We start from the raw sequence: 19,052 nt of genomic DNA, 5'->3' as shown, positions 1-19,052 counted from the left end.
ACTGGCTGGGCCCCGTGGCCGCGACCAGCTGGCACCACTCGACGTGCCGTTCGATGATAGTTCGAAAAGCCCATCTGGCCTATATGGGCCCAGTCAATGCCAATAGCACACATTTCTCATGGTTTCATCTCGCCATGGAGGAGATCAGATGATGACTGGAGACAAACAGGCGGTCACTTCCCGGCGACGCGTGCTGGCCGCTGCGGCACTGGCGCCGGTGCTGGCCGGGGCGGGGCCGGCCAGCGCTCGTACAGCGTCCGACGGGACGATGGTCAAGCCGGTGATCACCACCGAGTCGGACTGGGCGCCCGTAGCGAACGTGCTGGGCCGCAGCGGCAACCTGCTGCGAGGGATGACGTACCACACCCCCTACCCCCGCGACGATCTACGCGTCGTCGTCGAGGGCGGCATCGTCATCAAGCCGGAGCTCGCGCTGGGTGCGCACGTGGCCTTCGTCCGCTACGCCGACGGCGGCACGATGTGCATGGGCGATGTGGCGGTCACCGAGAAGGAACTGCAGGGGGTGATCGATGTCTGGCAGGCGAATGGAATCGCGGTGACCGCGCTCCACAAGCATCTGCCCGCCCATCGCCCCGACATGTGGTGGGTCCACGTCCACGGACACGGCCAGGACGAAAAAGAAGAACTGGCCCTGGCGAAGGGCCTGCGCGCGGGATTCGACCGCACCGGCATCCCGCCGGCAACACCGTCCGGCCCGCCGAGCCCCGTCGCCCTGGACGCTGCCGGAATCGACGCCGCGCTGGGCGCCAAGGGTTCCAGCGACGGCGTGGTCTACAAGGCCGTCTTCGCCCGCCGCGAGACGATCTTCGACGGCCATCTGGTCCTGCCCTCCGGTCTGGGCGCGACCAGCGCCTTCATCTTCCAGCCGCTGGGAAACGGCAGGGCAGCGCTCAGCGGCGACTGCGTCATGCTCGCCGAGGAGGTCCAGAACGTACTGGGAGCCCTGCGGCGGGGCGGGATCAAGCTCGTCGAGCTGCACAACCACCACCTGACGGAGAGCCCTCGCCTGTTCTTCACCCACTTCTGGGCCGTGGGCGACGCCGTCGAACTCGCCAAAGCGCTACGCCCCGCAGTGGATGCCACCAACGTGGTACCGACCAGCGGCGTATGACGAGCAGACGGCGGATCGCTGCCCCCACGGCATCCCCGCAGGCCGACTCTCACGATCCACGACCTGCGACAACCCTGTGAGTCCCGAGCTTCCCCGGGTCAACTGCGCTGCGGACGCAGGCGCCCGGCCGACCGGACCGACGGGGCCCGACCCCGGTCAGCGCTTGATGCCTACGCCCGCCAACAGGCTGATCTGGGCGTCCGCGGGCTCCGTCCCGTCGGCGGGAGCGGCGGGACGCCAGCGGTGGCAGCAGACGATGCCGGGTTCGATCAGGTCGAGCCCGTCGAAGAAACGGCGGACGTCGTCGTGCGATCGGAACTGCACCGGAGACCCGGACTTGGTGTAGACCTCCGCGACCTTGTTCCAGGTGACGGGGTCGAAGTCGGGCGTGCAGTGGTTCATGGCGAGGGCGCTGCCGGCCGGGAGCGGGTCGAGCAGCCGGCGGATGATGGCGTACGGGTCGTGCGGGTCGGTGATGAAGTGCATGAGCGCGTTGAGGGAGAGGGCGATGGGCTGGTCGAAGTCCAGGACCCCCGAGGCTTCCACGGCGCTCATGAGCGCATCGGGGTCGGTGGCGTCGGCCTCGATGTAGGCCGTGCGTCCCTGCGTCGTACTGCGCATGAGGCGTTCGGCGTACTTGAGGACGAGGGGGTCGTTGTCGGCGTACACGACGCGGGCATCGACCGCGACGGACTGGGCGACCTGGTGCAGGTTGGGCTCGGTCGGGATGCCCGTGCCGATGTCCAGCCACTGGCGGATGCCGTGCTCCTGCGCCAGCACACGGGTGGCCCGGTGCATGAACGCCCGGTTCTCACGGGCGGTCACGTAGATGCCGGGGTGGGCCTGGGCGGCGACCAGGGCCGCCTCCTTGTCGATCTCGAAGTGGTCCTTGCCGCCGAGGAAGTAGTCGTACATCCGGGCCGAGTGCGCCTTGCTCGTGTCGAGATCCCGGCCGGCCTGCCTGGTGGTCATGCTCTCCCCTTCGGGTGTGTGTCTGTCGGCCCGCAGGCCAAGGACGGGACCGGTGTCGTCGTCCCTACTGCTGCCCGCCGCCGGTTCACCCGGCGGCCAAGTGATCGGCCAGGCCCTCTTTGACCCCACGGACGAACGCGGCGATCTCGTCCGGCGTGTAGATCAGGGCCGGCCCGGCCGGGTCGGTGGACTGCCGAACGGCCACGCGGCCGTCGGCAAGTTGTTTCGTCTCGACGCACTGGCCGCCGTTCGGCCCGCTCCAGGGACGCTCCCAGCCCTGTTCCCCGAGATCGCGGGCCGGCATCCCGTTGTATACGCCCTCGTCGGTGATCGTCACGAGTACTCCTTGCGCATGCGGTTCAAGAGCGCCCTGCTGTCCTCGGAAGATGTCGCCAGCGCCATACGGGAATGCGCCTCGAGATGGGCGACCACGTCCGCGCGCTGGTCCAAGTAGACGGAGGCGGACAGGAGTTCGCTGTAGACGATGTCAGGCAGCTCGGGCTCCTCGAACCGGAAATACGTGAACGGTGCACACGCCCCGACATGCGCACCCGCGGTGAAGGGCACGATGTCGACGCTGATGTGGGCGAGCTCGGACACGTCCAGGAGCCGCTCGATCTGCTCCCGCATCACGTCAGGGCTGCCCACCGTCCGGTGCAGGACGGCTTCCTCCATGACCACCCACAACGTGGGGGCGTCCTCACGATCCAGCAGGCTCTGGCGGTGCAGCCGCAGCTCCACGCGGCGCACGAGCTCCTCCTCGCTGCCGTTCGGCAACCCGCCGCGCAGTACGGCGCGCGCGTAGCCGGGAGTCTGCAGAAGGCCGGTGACGTACTGGGGCTCATAGGTGCGCAGGGTCTTGGCGCCGGTCTCCAGGCTGACGTAGGCGGTGAACCAACTGGGGACGACGTCGCGGTAGGAGTGCCACCAGCCGGGCTCGTTGGCCTGCTCGGCCAGGTCGACGAACTCGTCTATCTCCTGGCGGTCTGCGCCGTAGGTCTCCAGGAGCTTCTCCACGTAGAGAGGCTTCAGCGCGACCTCGGCCTTTTCCAGCCGGCGGATGGTCAGGGTCTTCACGCGAAGTGCTCTTGCCGCGTCCTCCAGCGAGGCACCGGCGCCGAGCCGCATGTCCTGCAGCCGGCGGCCGAGGATCATGCGCAGGACTGTCGGCGCGCTCGTGCTGGAACGGGCTTCACTCACGCCCAACCTCCTGAAGGATCATCAACAACGCCATTCTGGCAGTGACTTGAAGACGACGCCAGGGTGATACTCGACTGCTGAAATTATCAGCGAGTCGGTTGCAGCGTGAACACGATCACGCGCATAGTTGACATGTGAGCGGTCAAGTCACAGCTCTGACGCAGCATCCGGCCCGGACGGGAGACGTGATGCTGATGCCGTCGTCGGCGCCCCACCGCAGGGCGCCTGCCTCGGCGCATGCCTCACACCGCTCGAGCTGCAGCCCGCATCCCCACACCACGCCTGCCCCCCGGAAGGCACTGGAAGGCGACATCCGTGACCCTGCCCACGTCCCCAGCCCCGGCTTTGACCCCCGCCTTAGCCACGACCGTGCCTCGTCGGGAGTACTGGTTCGGCCTGCCTGCCCTGCGCACCAGCGCGAGATCCGCCCGCGACACCGTGCGCGACCGGCTCCGTGCCTGGAAAGTGCCCGGAGACGCACTGTGCGACGCGGTGCTCCTGGTCTCCGAGCTGACCACGAACGCCGTACTCCACACCGACAGCGGTCATGTCCTGTGTGGCCTCACGCTGACCGGCGACGAGCGGTGCCTGCGTATCGAACTCCACGACGACGGCCGCACCCCGGTCCGCCCGCCCGAGCACCGCGCCGGCCCCGGCGACGAGAGCGGGCGAGGGCTGTTTCTCGTCCAGCAACTCGCGGACCGCTGGGGCTCCGCACGCTCGACGCGGGCCGAAGGCAAGGTCGTCTGGGCAGAGTTGACGGCTCACCCCTGACGCCATGGGCGCCGGCCGGCGCCGAATGTGGCGCCCGCCCCGGCAGTGACAGCCCGGATGCAGCGTGGCCAGGCCCGGCCTGCTGCGCGCCGGACGAGTTCCCCGGTCCAACGGCAGAGACCGCGGTCGGCACGGCACGGCCCCGCTACGTCCCCTTCACGCGGCGAGGAACCCCTTCTCCTCGATCCACCTACAGAAGGCGCCCATGACCCCCCACAGCGAAACCGCTCCTTCTGTCGTGCTGTACGTATGCGCCGACCGAGCCCGGGGTGCGCCCGGGTCGGCCACGCAGTGCGCGCAGACAGAAGGCCGCGCGTTCGCCCAGGAGCGCGGACTGGCGATCGCCGAGGTCGTCACCGACACGTACGGTGAGCCCGACCCGGTCCAGCGCAGCGGGTGGCGGCGTGTGAGACAGCTGGCACAGACAGGCCACGTCACCGCGGTACTCGTCCGCTGGCCCAGCGCCATCGCCCCGGAGTGCGCGCACGAACTCCGGCACCGTGAGACCGCCTGGCTCCACGACCACGGCGTGCGCGTCCAGTACACCTGGGCACCCTTGTCTTCGAGGAGCGGCGACGAGGCCCGGTGATCCCGCTCGGCGATGTCCAGATCTTTGATGCACCTGGTCAGTGACAGCAGTCGCCGTCCACTGGCGGTTCTGATAAACCCCGGACAGTGGGGTGACGCCCCACAGCTGATCACGGCCGTGAATCGCATCCGTGTTCCCCGTCCAGCTGGTGGCCGCCCGTGTCACCCCGTGGGGGCTGGCAGAGCTCCTTCGCAAAACCACCGAGGCGGCTTTCAGGATCTCGTTCGCCCGCTTCATTTCGGCCATTCCTCTGCGGAGTTGGTTCAGTACGGTCCACTCGTCGGCACTCCCTCGATCTCGGGCCCACGACGAGCGTCACAGAGGACGGGCTGCCCATCGGTGTCATGTTCCTCCGGCCGCCCCGGCGGTGAGCTGGCGGAAACTGCTGGAGGGCGCGTTCAAGCTGGAAGCCGACCGCCCGTTCCGGCGTATCCGGGACCTCTGACACCGCCGCCGTCCGCCAGGTGATTGCCTCCCGCACGTAGTCGGCGGCTGCCGGAGTGCGCGAGTCCGCACCCCGCGATACCGTCGAAATGCGTGTGTTCCGCCCACACCGCTGCGGCGCTGCCCGGCCGGGCAGCCTTCGACAACGGCAGAGGAACGGAATCCCATGAGACAGCACCGCCTCCACGCGGCGGCTGCCGGGGCCGCTCTGGCCTGTCTGGCGGCGTTCGGCCCGACACAGAGCAATGCCGCCCCACCACTCGCTCACACGGCCGGGCCCAGCCCGGCGGGTCCGGCACGGTTCGTGCCCGGTCCCTGCCCGAAGACGCCCGAGCCGATCGATGCCCTGAGCACGGCACGGTGCGGGCACCTGGAGGTCCCCGAGAACCGCGGCCGACCCGGCGGCCGGACCATCAAGCTGGCCGTGGCGGTCATCAAGGCCGCCTCGGCCAAGCCCTCCGCGGACCCGGTGGTGTTCATGGCGGGCGGCCCCGGCGGCGACACCTTCGACGACATTCCCATCCTGGTCGACTCCGGTCTGAACAAGGACCGCGACTTGATCATCATGGCCCAGCGCGGGAACCTCTACGACCAGCCGAACCTGGCCTGCCCTGAGATCGACCGCTTCAACGCGAAGGCCGTCGGGCTGGGCTACGACTCGGCGTCGGCGCAGCGGCTCATGCTGGACGCGGTGAAGAAATGCCGGGACCGCCTGAAGGGCGACGGGGTCGACCTGAGCTCCTACAACACCACCGAGAACGCCGCGGACTTCGCCGACCTGCGTACGGCACTGGGCATCTCCCGGTGGAACGTCTACGGGTACTCCTACGGATCCGACCTGGCCCTCACCTACCTGCGCCTGCATCCCAAGGGGATCCGCGCGGTGGCGATCGACTCGGTCACACCTCCACAGAGCGCGATCCTGCCGTGGGGCTGGAGCAGCGCCCGTGAGGGGATCGACAACATCCTGGAGGCGTGCGCGGCCGAGCCCCGTTGCAAGAGCCGCTACCCGGACCTCGCCACCACCCTGACGGAGCAGGTACGCAGGCTGGAGGCGAAGCCGCTGACGCTGAATGCCAAGCCGCCGAGCGGGGGAAACCCGGTGAAGGTCGTCCTCGACGGGGGCGCGGTGCTGAACCTGCTGGTCGCCAATGCCGTCAAGGCCAAGGACGTCCCGGCGGCGATCGACGAACTCAGCCACGGACGTCCGGACCGCTTCGCGCGAGCCCGCGCGGCCGACTCGGTCCAGGCCGTCGGCGTGACCGCGCACGGGCTGACGGAATCGGTGGCGTGCGGCGAATGGGCGCCAGGCTCTTCGGAATCCGACGTGCTGAAAGCGGGGCGCCGGGCCTTCCCCGGCTGGCCTGACACGGTCCTGGCCCAGGTGCCGCAGCTGCCCTTCCAGTACGACGTGTGCCGGCTCTGGGATGTTCCGGACCGCGCCGCCGTCCAGCGGGTTGCCACTACCAGCGCGGTGCCGACGCTCCTCGTCTCCGGGACGTTCGACGCTAAGACCGGGGCGAGTTGGGCGAAGGGAGCGGCCCGTACGCTGTCCCGCTCGACCTCCGTGCTCATCCCCGGAATCACTCACTGGGTGGTCCCCCAGTCGCCCTGCGCGCAAAGCGTGCTGGCCTCGTTCCTCGCGCGTCCGACCGCGCCCGACACCGGTTGCGTGGCCGGTCTCACGCCGCAACCGTTCACGATCACCCCGAAGTGACCGGGAGGACAGATGGCTTCCCCTCAGGCGCCCAGCCGTCGGCGCACCGTACGACGGATCCACGCCACCGTGGCCGGTGCGGCGACGGGGCTCCTCGTCACCGGCCTGCTCGCCGCGCCCGCCCATGCGCGGGACGACACCGGAGGGCCGATCGGAACGACCGCCGGCAAGGCGGGCGACGCCCGCTACGAGCCGGGCCCGTGCCCGAAGACGCCCGAACCGATCCCCGAGCTCAAGGGGGCCCGTTGCGGAACGCTCACCGTGCCCGAGAACCGCGCCAAGCCGAACGGTCGACAGATCAAGCTCGGCGTCGCGATCGTGCCGGCGTTGGCCGCCAAGCCCAAAGCCGACCCGATCGTGTGGTTGGCCGGCGGACCCGGCGATGACGCGGTCGGAGAGGCGAAGATGGCCGTCGACGGCGGCCTGAACCGCGACCGGGACGTGATTTTCATGTCCCAGCGGGGCACGTACTCGGCCACCCCGAGGCTCACCTGCCCGAACATCGACAAGTTCAACGCGCGTGCGGTCGGCCTCGTCTACGACGCGCCGTCCACCGAGCGTCTGCACGTCGAGGCCACGAAGGCCTGCCACGACCAACTTGCGGCCCGCGGGAACGACCTCAGCGCCTACAACGACACCGAGAGCGCGGCCGACTACGCGGACCTGCGAGCCGCACTCCGCATCAAGCAGTGGAACCTGTACGGCATCTCGTACGGCACCGACCTGGCGCTCATCTACATGCGCCTGCACCCGGAGGGACTTCGGTCGGTCGGCATCGACGGCATTCTGCCGCCGTCCAAGGCAGGATCGGCCGCTACCTGGAGCAGCGCCCGGCAGGGCTTCGACGGCCTGTTCAAGGCCTGCGCCGACCAGCCCGCGTGCAACCACCGCTATCCGAACCTGCCGGCCACCTTCGACCGCCTCGTGCGTCAGCTGGAGGCCAAGCCGGTCACGACCACCGTCACCGTCCCCGGCCACGCGAAGCCGGTGAAGGTTGTACTGGACGGCGGAGCTCTGGTGAACTGGATGACCTCCGCCACCCACGTGGCACCCCAGGTCCCCCTGGCCCTCGACGAGCTGGCCCACGGCAAGCCGCAGCGGATCGCCCAGCAGTGGGCGGGCGGCAAGCTCAGTCCCCAGGCCGTCGGAAGGGTTGCCCACGGGCTCTCCTACGGCGTCTTCTGCAGCGAGTGGACGCCGTACGAGAGTCAGGAAGCGGCGCTCCGGGGCGGGCAGGAAGCGTTCCCGTCGTTCCCCCACTCGGTACAGGCCCAGGCCCCGCAGCTCACCTTCCTGCGCCCGGACTGCGACGTCTGGAACGTCCCGGCGGCGCCGCGCTCGATCCGGGACGTCACACGCAGCGACATTCCCACGCTCGCTCTCTCGGGCGGGTTCGACTCCCAGACCGGCGCGGACAACGGGCCGTACGTCGCCCGCACACTGAGCAAGGCCAAGGTCGTCACCGTCCCCTACGAACCCCACGTCGTGTTCGCCACGTCGAAGTGTGCGCAGCAGATCACCGTCTCGTTCTTCGACGCCCCGACCGCCCCGAATACCGCATGCCTCAAGGACCTCAAGCCACCCCGGTTCGAGATCGGCCGCTGAAGGCCGAGGGCCGCGCCGTGGTGTCCGGCTCCTCGCCCGGCCTGCTCAGCCGCTGGGATGTGCTTCGGCGTCAGGGTGTGGGCAAGGAGCCGGAGGCGTCGCGGAGTTCGTGCAGCAGGTGGGTGCCGTCCTGTGCCTTCTCTGCCACGGCGATCAGGGGGCAGCTCGTGTGAGCGGCGGTCAGTCGTCGGCCGGAAGGACCTGGATGGTGTCTCCGACCGCGCGTTCGCCGGTGGAGTCCGAGGGCTGGTTGACCACCGAGCCGTTGACGGCCATCGCAGTGGAGCCGCCGCCGTCGAGGTTCAGCGCCTGCACGGCACCGAGCGACTTCATGAACGCGGCGGCCTCCTGGAGCGTGAAGCCCTCGCTGCCGCCCTTCTGCCGCCCGTCGACCGTCACCAGAAGCAGCCTGCCCCGCTTGTCGATACCTGCCATGGTGCGGGGCTGGCGGACGTTGGCCCACGCGTACCCGAACGACGGGTACTCCGGGTCGATGACCCCTTCGGTGGCTGCGTCGATGGCGATGCGCCCGTGCTGAACCAGCGTCGGGGCCGCACTGACGAGGGAGTCGCCACGGTGGAGCTCGACGCGCCTGCCCAGGCTGTCGCGAATGGCCTCGGTCACCTTGATCCGGTGGCCCGGTTCGGCGTGTTCGGTCAGCCAGTCCGCCGCGCGACCGGTGCCCTGCAGCACGTGTGCGTCCGCGGGCACGTGTCCGCCACGTGCGCCGACCGAGGCGACCCGGCCGGACGCGTCGAGTACGACCTGGACACCGGGTCCGGTCGGCAGATCGGCCTGGAAGGCCGGGGTGAACTGCACCATGTCGTCGCCCAGTTGACAGGTCACGTCCTGCCAGGGCAGCTCGCTCGGGGTGGTGCCGGGACGGCCGCAGTCGCGCACCGTGCCGGGCCTGCGATTGATGCCTTGGATCTGGTACGAGTCGTTGCCCGCCCGGGCCGTGACGGTACTGGTCAGGTCGGCGATCCGGGCGCTGCGGCCTCCGTCGCGGATGAGCAGCGCGGCCCGTGAGCCGACCGCCATCGACTCCAGTTCACCCTGGTAGGCGCCGATGCCGGACATGGTGCCCGGCACGCCGTCGGCCGATCCGATCACGAAGAAGCCGCCGTTGACGCCGACCAGCGACTTGAGCTTGGCGGCCACCGACGAGGTGGTCGCGCGGTGTGTGACATTGCCGTCGTGGGTGGCCTCGACGGTTCCGGTGAAGGTCTTCGGGTCGATCACCGCGACGTGGACGTTCTCCCGGTCGGCCGGTTCCTGACTGTCGGCGCCGGTCCAGGAGAGCGTCGGCTGGAAGCCGGCCGCGGTGACCGCCGACGACGTGCTCTTCGCCTCGTTCTGCGTGGCGAAGTTCCCGACCCGGACGCGGTACCCCATCAGCCCGTGGGGACTGTCGGTGTAAGCGGGCCACTGAACGCTCTCCACGCGGGGCCGCAGGCCGGCCGCGGTGAGTTTCTGTGCCGTGCTGTCGGCCCAGTCCCGGGTGGAGACCTCCGCCCAGCTCGCGGGTGCGTCCGGATCGTTCGAGGACCACCGGGTGGACACCGGGGCCTGGACGGTGACCGTCCACGAGTGCGTGACGCCGGGGTGCTGGACGACGCCGGTGCGGACCTCGACCCCGGGAGCGGGAGTCTGCGTCGACCACTGTTCGGTCGCCTTGGTGGGCACGGTGTCGGCCTCCGCGACACCGGGCAGCGGGGACGGGCCCACCACGGCGAGTACGGCGGCCGCAGCGAGTCCGGCGCGGACACGTGAGGAGCGCAGGGCGGCGCCTCGGGCAAGTGCGTGACGCATGAAAATCCACCTCATGACGGGGACGGGGGCGACCGGCATGGGGGAGGGCGTCTCAGCCGCCGGGTGCGCGGGATCGCAATGGTCTACTCCACTTGTCGTGGGTGTCAACGACCGTGCGGTGGACAGTTGATGGCCGATGTCTGCCCTGAATCGAGAACCTGCGTGGGGGAGAGCGCGTCGGGCCCGTAAAGGCCGATGGAGGGCATGCCGGCCGGAGCTGCCCGGCAATCACCGAGGGTGCCCTCCATCACCCTCGACCGGCAGGAACTCACGACAACGCCCCTGCGGGGCCTGACCAGCGGGCAGGGCACGAGGTACTGACACCTGCACCGTTCCCACCCCCACGGCGGCGGAGCGGCCATCCACGCCGCGGGAGCCGTGACCTTGTGGCCGCGGCTCCCGCGGAGCAATGGTGCCTACTTGAGGCTGTAGGCGCGCACCACGGTCTGGTTGACCGTGTTGCCCGCGTCGTCCTTCGCGGTGGCGCGGAGCGACACATGCTCGGCCGACTTCGGCGCCTTGACGTCCACGGTCCACGTGCCGTCAGCCGTCCGGCGCAGGCCGGCCGGGATCCAGCGCGAGCCGCCGTCGTACGACACCTGCAGGGTCGCCCCGTCGACCTTCCCGGCGCCGGTCGTGGAGGGTGTGGACGATCGTGCGGCCCCTACGAATATGGGGGTTTGGCTCCCAGCGTGGTGACATACATCGATACGATCACCCTTGTGAAGGTCGTCGTGCAAGTGAAGCTGATGCCGCAGGCCGAGCAGGCCGCCGCGTTGTCGGTGACGCTGCGCACGGTCAACGAGGCCGCGAACTGGGTGTCGGCGGTGGCGTTCGAGCACGGTGTCCCGCGTGAGTACGAGCTGCGCAAGCACACCTATGGCGAACTGCGGTCGCGAGGGCTGGGGGCGCAGGCCGCCCAGCACATCATCAAGAAGACCCGCGATGCCTACACGACGCTCAGGGCCAACATCCGCGCCGGGAATCTCGGCAAGCCTGGATCGAAGCGCCGTACCAAGGCGGAGTCCAAGCCCATCGCCTTTAGGCCCGAGGCTGCGCAGCCGTATGACGACCGGTGTTTGAGCTGGCAGTACGACGCGCAGACGGTGAGCATCTGGACAACCGCCGGGCGCATCAAGAACGTCCGCTTCGCCTGCTCGCCCGACGCTCTCAAGACGCTTCGGGACCACCGGCAGGGCGAATCGGACCTGATCGAACGCGACGGCGTGTTCTACCTGCTGGCGACGTGCGACGTTCCCGAGGCCGAGCAGTACGAGCCCGGCCATTTCATCGGGGTGGACCTTGGAATCGCCAACATCGCCACCACATCCACCGGCCACAAATCCGCCGGGCGTGGCCTGAACCGTCACCGTAAGCGGCAACTCGACCTGCGTAGGAAACTTCAGGCCAAGGGCACCAAGTCCGCCAAGCGGTTGTTGAAGAAGCGCAACCGGCGTGAACAGCGCCACGCGAAGAACCAGAACCACATCATCGCCAAGACGATCGTGACCGAGGCTGAACGCACCTCGGCCGGAATCTCCCTGGAAGAACTCAGGGGAATCCGGCAGAGGGTACGGCTCCGCAAGCCCCAACGGGTCGCACTGCACTCCTGGGCCTTTGCCCAGCTCGCAGACTTCATCGTCTACAAGGCCCGCAGGGCCGGCGTCCCCGTGGTCTTCGTCGATCCCGCCTGCACCTCGCAGCAGTGCTGCGAGTGCGGCCACATCGACAAGAAGAACCGGGCAAGCCAGGCCCGCTTCACCTGCCGGAACTGCGGGGTCGTTGCCCACGCAGACCGGAACGCTTCCCACAACATCGCCCGCAAGGGCGTAGCTGTGTGGACTGCGGGGCGTGAGTCACGCGTCCCTGCCACCCCATAAGGGTGTCTGGACGGAGGAGCCCACCCAACAGCCAGTCGGGCGCTACCTCCAAGCCCGGTCGTTTCACGACCGGGTAGTTGAGTACGCCGGACATGTCCGGTTGCTAATGGGTGAAAGTCCCTACGAGGAGAGGTGAGACTAACTCGCTAGCCAAAGGCAAGGGCGTCACCGCGAGGTGGGGTCCGGAGGAAGCTGGAGGCAAAACCGGGCACCGATGTACAAGAACCGCGTAGAGGCGGGATGGACTGGGTAAGGCGGCTCAGCACGTCAAAGCCCGTACTCACCAAGAAGGCCATCACGTAGACGCGGCGACGGTCCGGGGAAAGCAACCGTACTTATTCCGGGAGGTCTGTCCGGGTGTCACCTGTAACCGTGCAGCGGCGGAGATCGCGACGACCGGTAGGAGCAATCCCATCGGTTTGCCGGACAGAAGTCAGCAGAGGTCGTAGTACCGAGACGGGTAGGCAGTAGGCCGACAAGGACTCGAGAAGGACCGAACGTTTAGTGGATTGAAGGAAGGGTGCCTGCTCGATCAGGTCACGATGACCGCTGCAAGCCTGCCTTGGCAGATCCCCAGAAAGAAACGCCGGTGCATACGGCTGCCCTGTCTGAGGAGCGCAGTGTCCAGACGGCGCACCACCGGACCGACAATTACCGCGAGCCGCCCCTCTGGGAAACGGTGTTCTCGAAAGAGAACCTGCTCGCGGCGCTCAGGCGCGTTGAAGCGAACCGGGGTGCTCCCGGCATTGATGGGATGACCACGGAGGAGTTGCGGCCGTGGATCGCCCTGAACTGGCCCAAGGTGTGGGCTGAGCTTGACGCGGGGACATACAGGCCCGCTCCCGTTCGTCGGGTGACCATCCCTAAGCCGAACGGCGGGGAGCGGATGCTGGGTGTCCCTCGTGTGTTGGATCGCTTGATCCAGCAGGCAATTGCGCAGGCCCTCGTGCCCGTCTTCGACCCCCACTTCTCCGGGGCGTCGTTCGGGTTCCGTCCGGGCCGCTCGGCACACCAGGCTGTAAAGGTCGGACGCCGAGCGATCGAAGACGGAAATCGTTGGGCAGTGGACCTGGACCTGGACAAGTTCTTCGACCGGGTGAATCACGACGCGCTCATGGCGCGGGTGGCCCGCCGGGTGGAGGACAAGAAGGTCCTGAAGCTGATTCGCCGATACCTGGAGGCCGGAATCATGGCCGAAGGGGAGGTCGTGGCATCGGAGGAAGGGACGCCGCAGGGCTCCCCGCTCTCTCCTTTGCTCTCCAACGTCATGCTGGACGACCTTGACCGCGAACTCTTCGAGCGCGGCCTCCGTTTCCTAAGGTATGCGGACGATGTGATGGTCTTCGTCCGGTCGGAGCGGGCGGCAAACCGCGTCCTCGGGTCGGTCACGACCTTCATCGAGAAGCGGCTGAAGCTGAAGGTGAACCGGGAGAAGTCCAAGGTCTCCTCGGTGTTCAAGGTCTCCCTCCTCGGGTTCGGTTACTACCGGCCTGGCGGCAAAGGCCCGGTGAAGATCCGGATCGACCGGAAGGCGCTCCGCCGTCTGAAGAAGGAAGTCCGGAGGTTCACTTCCAGGTCTTGGGGAGTGTCCATGGAACACCGACTGGAGAAACTGGAAAGGTTCATGACCGGCTGGGTCTCATACTTCAAGCTCGCGGACTCCTCATGGACATTCAGGCAGCTCGACGAATGGACCCGCCGGAGGCTTCGTCAGGTCAGATGGGTCGAGTGGAAGAACGCCAACAACCGAAACCGAATGGTGCGGAAACTTGGATATGTGATCCCGAATGAGATCCGGATCATTGCGGGACGCCGTAAGTGGAAGGCGTCCCGAACCCTCGCGATGTCCATCGCCCTGGATAACGCCTACTGGGACGCTCAGGGCTACAAGTCCTTCAACGGGTTGTGGCAGCGTCTCGGGACCGCCTGAGATCAGCTAGACGAACCGCCGGATGCGGGCCCGCATGTCCGGTGGTGTGGGGGGCGGGCCGGGAGAACCGGTCCGCCTACCCGATCGCGAGTGCGAAGTGGCGCAGCCACACGTATGCCGCGGAGATGGCCACTGTGACGGCGGTGACGATCAGGCCGTACTTGGTGAACTGCCAGAAGGAGATCGGCTGCCGGTTGCGTTCGGCGATGCCGAGGACGACGACGTTGGCGCTCGCGCCGATGGCCGTGGCGTTGCCGCCGAGGTCGGCGCCGAGGGCCAGGGCCCACCACATGACGTGGCCGCCGGAGCCGCCCATGGAGTGGACGAGGTCGGCGGTGATCGGGGCCATGGTGGCGACGTAGGGGATGTTGTCGACGATGCCGGAGAGGACGGCGGAGGAGCCGAGCAGGACCATGGAGCCGCTGAGTTCGTTGCCGCCGATGACGTGGGCCAGGGCCTTGGAGATCTCGCCGATGACGCCGGTCTCGATCAGGCTGCCGATCATGATGAACAGGCCCGCGAAGAAGGCGAGGGTGGGCCACTCGACCTCGGCGAGCACCTCTCCGGTCTCCACCGTGGAAATGGCGACGAGCAGTCCGGCGCCGAGCAGGGCGACGATGCTGGGTTCGTAGTGCAGCACGGGGTGCAGGACGAATCCGGCGACGACGAGCACGAGGACGATCAATCCGTGGACGAGCAGGCGCGGGTTCTTGATGGCTTCGCGTTCCTCCAGGGTCATGATCTCGGCGGCGCGTTCCTCGTCGTAGAGGAAGGACTTCCGGAACATCACGCGGCACACCAGGACGAGGACCACCGTCAGTGCGGCGGAGAGTGGGGCGAGTTGAGTCAGGAAGTCGTTGAAGGTCAGGCCCGCGCGGCTGGCGATGATGATGTTCGGAGGATCGCCGACCAGGGTCGCGGTGCCGCCGATGTTGGAGGCGAAGACCTCGGCGGTCAGGAACGGGGCGGCGGGCAGCGCGAGCCGCTCGCACACCAGGAGCGTGACCGGGGCGATCAGAAGGACCGTGGTGACGTTGTCGAGCAGGGCCGAGGTGAGCGCGGTGATGACGATCAGCATCACCATGACCCGGAAGGGTTTCGCCCGGGCCTTCTTCACGGCCCAGATGGCCAGGTACTCGAACATGCCGGTCTTCTTGAGCACGCCGACGATCATCATCATGCCCATGAGCAGGAAGATGACGTTCCAGTCGATGCCGGATCCGGTCGAGTAGAACGCCGACTTGTCGTCGGTCGCGCCGATCGCCAGCATGACCGCCGCGCCGCCGAGCGCGGCGGCGACCCGATGGATCTTCTCGCTGATGATGAGCGTGTAGGCGCCGATGAAGACGGCGATCGCTGCCCAGCTGTGCCAGTCGTTCACGATCCTCCGATGAGTCGTTCCATCAGGCGGGCCGTCTTGCCGGCGCCCACCGTCGACAGGTCGTCGAGCAGATGCGGGGTGAGCGGCGCGCCGGACACCAACAGGGCGGCGATATCGGCGAGTTCAGCCGGTGACTCGCCCAACGGCTCGGACGTCTCCGTCGCCTGCGGGGGCGTGCGCCGAGCAGGGTGCCCGCAGAGGAGGCCGCGAGGCAGGGGTTGCATGTCGGCAGGGTCGTGCGGGCGGCGGGACCCGACAGGAGGACCGCGATGAGTTGTGCGTCCGAATACCGCGGCCAAAACCATGGCCGGTGCCCCCGATCAGCGAAGAGACTTGTCCCATATCGCCGACCAGACTTCCCGGCACACCGGGCGGAACCTTACAGGTCCTTGACGCGGCACTGACAGTCTCCTGGCGTGCAGTGCAAGGGGGCTTGTGCCTGCCGGGGTCCGGCAGGACCGCAGATGTGGCGGGACCCATCTGCGGTCCGGGGTGAGGTGCGCCATCGAGGACGACGACCCCGAGGTACGGACGCTCTGCACGCTGCGCGAGGGGCATCGCTGACGTGGGATCCGGACGGGTCTGGTGCGCCAGGACCGGCCGGGGCGATCGCGCTGGAAGGGTGGCCGGGGGAGTGGTCGAGGCGCTGGAGGCGCGGTCGCCTCCGTGTACGTGACGGTGCCGTCCTGGGTGGCGTTGCCGCCGGAGCGGCTCAGCCGGGTGGTACCGGGGCGTCGGGTATGTCGGTCACCGGCACTAAAGAGTCGTAAAGACTGCCGGTGTACGGCAATGCGCCGGGCGTCGCGGACGCCTCAGGATGGGTGTGGCAGGAACGGGGGCCAAGCCCTGGTGCCGGGCTTCGCAAGCGAGGCCTGGCGCCAGGGTGGAGCCAAGGGGCGTACCGAACGGGGGTCGGGGGATGGGGGAGTTCCTCGCTGCGGTGGTTGGTTTCCCGGGGCTGCTCTTCACCTCTGCGCTCGTTGTCTCCTGCGGGTTCTGGGTGTTGGTCGCGTCGGGCAGGGTCGAGGCCGGGGCGTTCGACGCGGATGTCGAGCTGGACGCATGGGGGCTCGGGGGAGTGCCCGTTGCCGGCGCAGTGTCGTCGGTGATCGTCGTCGCGTGGCTCGCGACGGTGACCGGTTCGATGCCGGCCGAGCTGGTCGCTCCGGGGGGAATGACGCATGCCGCGCTCGAAGCGGTGCTGCTGATCGGCTCGCCCGTGGTCGGCCGGCGGCTGGCCCGCCGCCTTATGGGCCCGCCTGCCGAGCTGCTGATGAACCCGGCTCGCTCCGACGTGGTGCCGGGGCCACGGCCGGTGGTCGCGAGGGCCCCCTCCATGGCGGCAGGGCCCTGACGGAACAGGGCCGCTGAAGTGCCGGGCGCGGCCCGCCCCACTGTCCTGTTCCGACCCTGGCGGTGCCGCACCGCTGCCCCGGCATGTCTGTCGCCTTCTTCATCCAGGGGCGCCAACCGCCCCTGAAGCCAAAGGACTTCATCATGGATGCCACCACCGTGGGCATCGGCGTGTCCGTCGTCGTTGTCCTGATCGTCCTCGCCGCGCTGCTGCTCGTGTTCACCCGGCTGTTCCGCAAGGTGGAGCAGGGCAAGGCTTTGATCGTCTCGAAGATCCGCAAGGTGGATGTGACGTTCACCGGGCAGGTCGTGCTGCCGGTGCTGCACAAGGCCGAGGTGATGGACATCTCGGTGAAGGCCATCGAGATCACCCGGACCGGCCGGGACGGGCTGATCTGCCAGGACAACATCCGTGCCGACATCCGCATCTCGTTCTTCGTGAAGGTCAACAAGACGGTCGAGGACGTCATCAAGGTCGCTCAGGCCGTGGGCACCCAGCGGGCGAGCGACCAGAAGACGCTGCAGGAGCTGTTCCACGCGAAGTTCTCCGAGGCGCTCAAGACGGTCGGCAAGCAACTGGACTTCACCGATCTGTACACCAAGCGCGAGGAGCTGCGGTTCCGCATCATCGAGGTCATCGGTGTCGACCTGAACGGCTACCACCTCGAAGACGCGGCGATCGACTACCTGGAGCAGACGCCGCTGGCTCAGCTCGACCCGAACAACGTCCTCGACGCGCAGGGCATCCGGAAGATCACCGAGCTGACGACCATCGAGCACGTACGCACGAACGAGTTCCAGCGGACGGAGGAGAAGGAGATCACGCGGCAGAACGTCGATGCCCGCGAGACCATCCTGGAGCTGGAGCGCCGCCAGGCCGACGCCGAGATCAAGCAGAAGCGGGAGATCGACACCGTTCGGGCGCGTGAGGAGGCCGAGACGGCGCGGGTCGTGGAGGAGGAGCGGCTGCGCTCGCAGGGTGCGTTCCTCGTCACGGAGGAGAAGCTCGGTGTACAGCGTGAGAACCAGGCCCGTGAGGTCGCCGTGGCGCAGAAGAACCGCGAGCGGGTCATCGCCGTCGAGAACGAGCGCATAGAGAAGGACCGCCTGCTGGAGGTCATCGCGCGGGAGCGGGAGACGCAGCTGACGAAGATCGCCGCCGACAAGGAGGTCGAGGCGGAGAAGCGGGAGATCGCCGAGGTGGTGCGTGAGCGGGTCGCCGTGGACCGCACGGTGGCCGAGCAGGAGGAGTCGATCAAGAAGCTGCGCGCGGTCGAGGAGGCCGAGCGCGGGCGGCAGGCCGTCATCATCGCGGCGGAGGCCGAGGCGCAGGAGAAGCTCGTCAAGGACATCAAGGCCGCTGAGGCGGCCGAGCAGGCTGCCACCCACCGTGCGGCCGAACAACTCACCCTCGCCGAGGCCGAGTTGAAGTCCGCCGATCTGCAGGCACAGGCCAAGCTCAAGCGTGCCGCGGGCATTCAGGCGGAGAGCGCGGCCGCCGGGCTCGCCGAGGTGCAGGTACGCGGCAAGGAGGCCGAGGTCATCGAGAAGGCCGGCCGTGCCGAGGCGGAGGCCACCGAGGCCAGGATGCGCGCGGAGGCGGAGGGGGCTCGCGCGATGGCGCTGGCCGAGGCGACCGCCATCGCGGAGAAACTGAAGGCGGAGGCAGAGGGCATCAATCAGAAAGCCGTCGCGATGGCCGCCCTGGACGAGGCCTCGCGCGGGCACGAGGAGTACCGGCTGCGCCTGCAGGCCGAGAAGGAGATCCGGCTCGCGGGCCTGGACGTGCAGCGGCAGGTCGCCGAGGCCCAGGCAACGGTGCTTGCGACCGGCCTGGAGAACGCGGACATCAACATCGTCGGCGGCGAGTCCGTCTTCTTCGACCGGCTCGTGTCCTCGATCGCGCTGGGCAAGGGCGTCGACGCCTTCGTCCAGCACTCCGAGACCGCGCAGGCGCTGGCCAAGCCGTGGCTTGACGGTACCGAGAGCTTCACCGAGGACGTATCGAAGATCCTCGGCTCGCTCTCTTCGCCCGTGCAGAACCTCACCGTCTCCGCGCTGCTGATGAAGCTCATGAAGGGCGGTGGCGAGCAGGCCGGGCAGGTGGGTGAACTCCTCGACAAGGCAAACCAGTTGGGCATCGCGAATGTGCCGCTCGCCGACTTGAACGGATCGCGCAGGAACTGATCCGCCCATTGAATCGCGCCCGGGCCCGCGGTACGGGGGTCCGGGCGCGCCCAACCACCCGCACACGTAGCGGCAG

At 68.3% G+C, this 19,052-nt stretch carries 16 protein-coding genes and 1 pseudogene; 10 read left to right on the top strand and 7 right to left on the bottom strand.

Annotated features, from left to right (window positions below):
- Positions 1-148: 148 nt before the first annotated feature.
- On the top strand, positions 149-1,132 hold the full coding sequence (locus tag OG758_RS08240; protein ID WP_326709369.1) for a DUF1259 domain-containing protein: 984 nt from the start codon (positions 149-151) through the stop codon (positions 1,130-1,132).
- Positions 1,133-1,288: 156 nt separating this feature from the next.
- Here the strand turns inward: OG758_RS08240 and OG758_RS08235 are convergent, their stop codons facing one another.
- From OG758_RS08235 to OG758_RS08225, 3 genes are all read right to left on the bottom strand, one after another.
- Positions 1,289-2,104 carry an SAM-dependent methyltransferase gene (locus OG758_RS08235; RefSeq protein WP_326709368.1) on the bottom strand — a complete coding sequence of 272 codons (816 nt, stop codon included), beginning with the start codon at positions 2,102-2,104 and terminating at the stop codon, positions 1,289-1,291.
- 85 nt (positions 2,105-2,189) lie between these two features.
- A complete protein-coding gene (locus OG758_RS08230) occupies positions 2,190-2,408 on the bottom strand; it encodes a DUF397 domain-containing protein (RefSeq protein WP_372563290.1) in 219 nt (72 codons plus the stop codon).
- Between the two features lie 29 nt (positions 2,409-2,437).
- Positions 2,438-3,304 carry a helix-turn-helix domain-containing protein gene (locus tag OG758_RS08225; protein ID WP_326709367.1) on the bottom strand — a complete coding sequence of 289 codons (867 nt, stop codon included), beginning with the start codon at positions 3,302-3,304 and terminating at the stop codon, positions 2,438-2,440.
- Positions 3,305-3,673: 369 nt separating this feature from the next.
- Here OG758_RS08225 and OG758_RS08220 point away from each other — a divergent pair, with 369 nt between their 5' ends.
- The 5 genes and pseudogenes from OG758_RS08220 (at position 3,674) to OG758_RS08200 (ending at position 8,433) form a co-directional block, all read left to right on the top strand.
- The gene (locus tag OG758_RS08220; RefSeq protein ID WP_326709366.1) at positions 3,674-4,078 is read left to right on the top strand and encodes an ATP-binding protein; all 405 of its coding nucleotides are present in this window, start codon (positions 3,674-3,676) and stop codon (positions 4,076-4,078) included.
- Positions 4,079-4,283: 205 nt separating this feature from the next.
- Entirely contained in the window at positions 4,284-4,667 is a 384-nt protein-coding gene (locus OG758_RS08215; RefSeq protein ID WP_326709365.1) for a hypothetical protein, read from the top strand.
- Between the two features lie 27 nt (positions 4,668-4,694).
- A pseudogene (locus OG758_RS08210) lies at positions 4,695-4,826 on the top strand (IS5/IS1182 family transposase); the annotation flags it as partial.
- Positions 4,827-5,277: 451 nt separating this feature from the next.
- The gene (locus OG758_RS08205; protein ID WP_326709364.1) at positions 5,278-6,828 is read left to right on the top strand and encodes an alpha/beta fold hydrolase; all 1,551 of its coding nucleotides are present in this window, start codon (positions 5,278-5,280) and stop codon (positions 6,826-6,828) included.
- Positions 6,829-6,840: 12 nt separating this feature from the next.
- Positions 6,841-8,433 (top strand): alpha/beta hydrolase, encoded by a 1,593-nt coding sequence (locus OG758_RS08200; RefSeq protein WP_326709363.1) that lies wholly within the window; start codon positions 6,841-6,843, stop codon positions 8,431-8,433.
- A gap of 180 nt (positions 8,434-8,613) precedes the next feature.
- Here OG758_RS08200 and OG758_RS08195 read toward each other — a convergent pair whose 3' ends face one another.
- Both OG758_RS08195 and OG758_RS08190 read right to left on the bottom strand, forming a co-directional pair.
- Positions 8,614-10,245: a phosphodiester glycosidase family protein gene (locus OG758_RS08195; protein WP_326709362.1), complete on the bottom strand. Its 1,632-nt coding sequence runs from the start codon at positions 10,243-10,245 to the stop codon at positions 8,614-8,616.
- A gap of 416 nt (positions 10,246-10,661) precedes the next feature.
- A complete protein-coding gene (locus tag OG758_RS08190; RefSeq protein WP_326709361.1) occupies positions 10,662-10,844 on the bottom strand; it encodes a hypothetical protein in 183 nt (60 codons plus the stop codon).
- A gap of 123 nt (positions 10,845-10,967) precedes the next feature.
- Here OG758_RS08190 and OG758_RS08185 point away from each other — a divergent pair, with 123 nt between their 5' ends.
- Together OG758_RS08185 and ltrA are read left to right on the top strand one after the other, a co-directional pair.
- On the top strand, positions 10,968-12,125 hold the full coding sequence (locus OG758_RS08185) for an RNA-guided endonuclease InsQ/TnpB family protein (protein ID WP_382099626.1): 1,158 nt from the start codon (positions 10,968-10,970) through the stop codon (positions 12,123-12,125).
- Between the two features lie 562 nt (positions 12,126-12,687).
- Complete coding sequence (gene ltrA, locus OG758_RS08180) at positions 12,688-14,055, top strand: group II intron reverse transcriptase/maturase (RefSeq protein ID WP_326709360.1); 1,368 nt, start codon at positions 12,688-12,690, stop codon at positions 14,053-14,055.
- A gap of 76 nt (positions 14,056-14,131) precedes the next feature.
- Here ltrA and OG758_RS08175 read toward each other — a convergent pair whose 3' ends face one another.
- Positions 14,132-15,436, bottom strand: coding sequence for an ArsB/NhaD family transporter (locus OG758_RS08175; protein ID WP_326709359.1), 1,305 nt, complete (start codon positions 15,434-15,436; stop codon positions 14,132-14,134).
- Positions 15,433-15,660 (bottom strand): hypothetical protein, encoded by a 228-nt coding sequence (locus tag OG758_RS08170; protein WP_326709358.1) that lies wholly within the window; start codon positions 15,658-15,660, stop codon positions 15,433-15,435. The genes OG758_RS08175 and OG758_RS08170 overlap by 4 nt, the downstream gene beginning before the upstream one ends.
- Before the next feature lie 695 nt (positions 15,661-16,355).
- Here OG758_RS08170 and OG758_RS08165 point away from each other — a divergent pair.
- Together OG758_RS08165 and OG758_RS08160 are read left to right on the top strand one after the other, a co-directional pair.
- On the top strand, positions 16,356-16,790 hold the full coding sequence (locus tag OG758_RS08165; RefSeq protein ID WP_326709357.1) for a hypothetical protein: 435 nt from the start codon (positions 16,356-16,358) through the stop codon (positions 16,788-16,790).
- A 143-nt stretch (positions 16,791-16,933) separates the two neighbouring features.
- On the top strand, positions 16,934-18,976 hold the full coding sequence (locus OG758_RS08160) for a flotillin family protein (protein ID WP_326709356.1): 2,043 nt from the start codon (positions 16,934-16,936) through the stop codon (positions 18,974-18,976).
- Positions 18,977-19,052: the final 76 nt, after the last annotated feature.

It is taken from the genome of Streptomyces sp. NBC_01474 (genome assembly GCF_035918215.1).
Classification (GTDB): Bacteria; Actinomycetota; Actinomycetes; order Streptomycetales; family Streptomycetaceae; genus Streptomyces; species Streptomyces aureus.
Note: the sequence above shows the minus strand (reverse complement) of the source record. Positions and strands in the feature narration are given on the sequence as shown.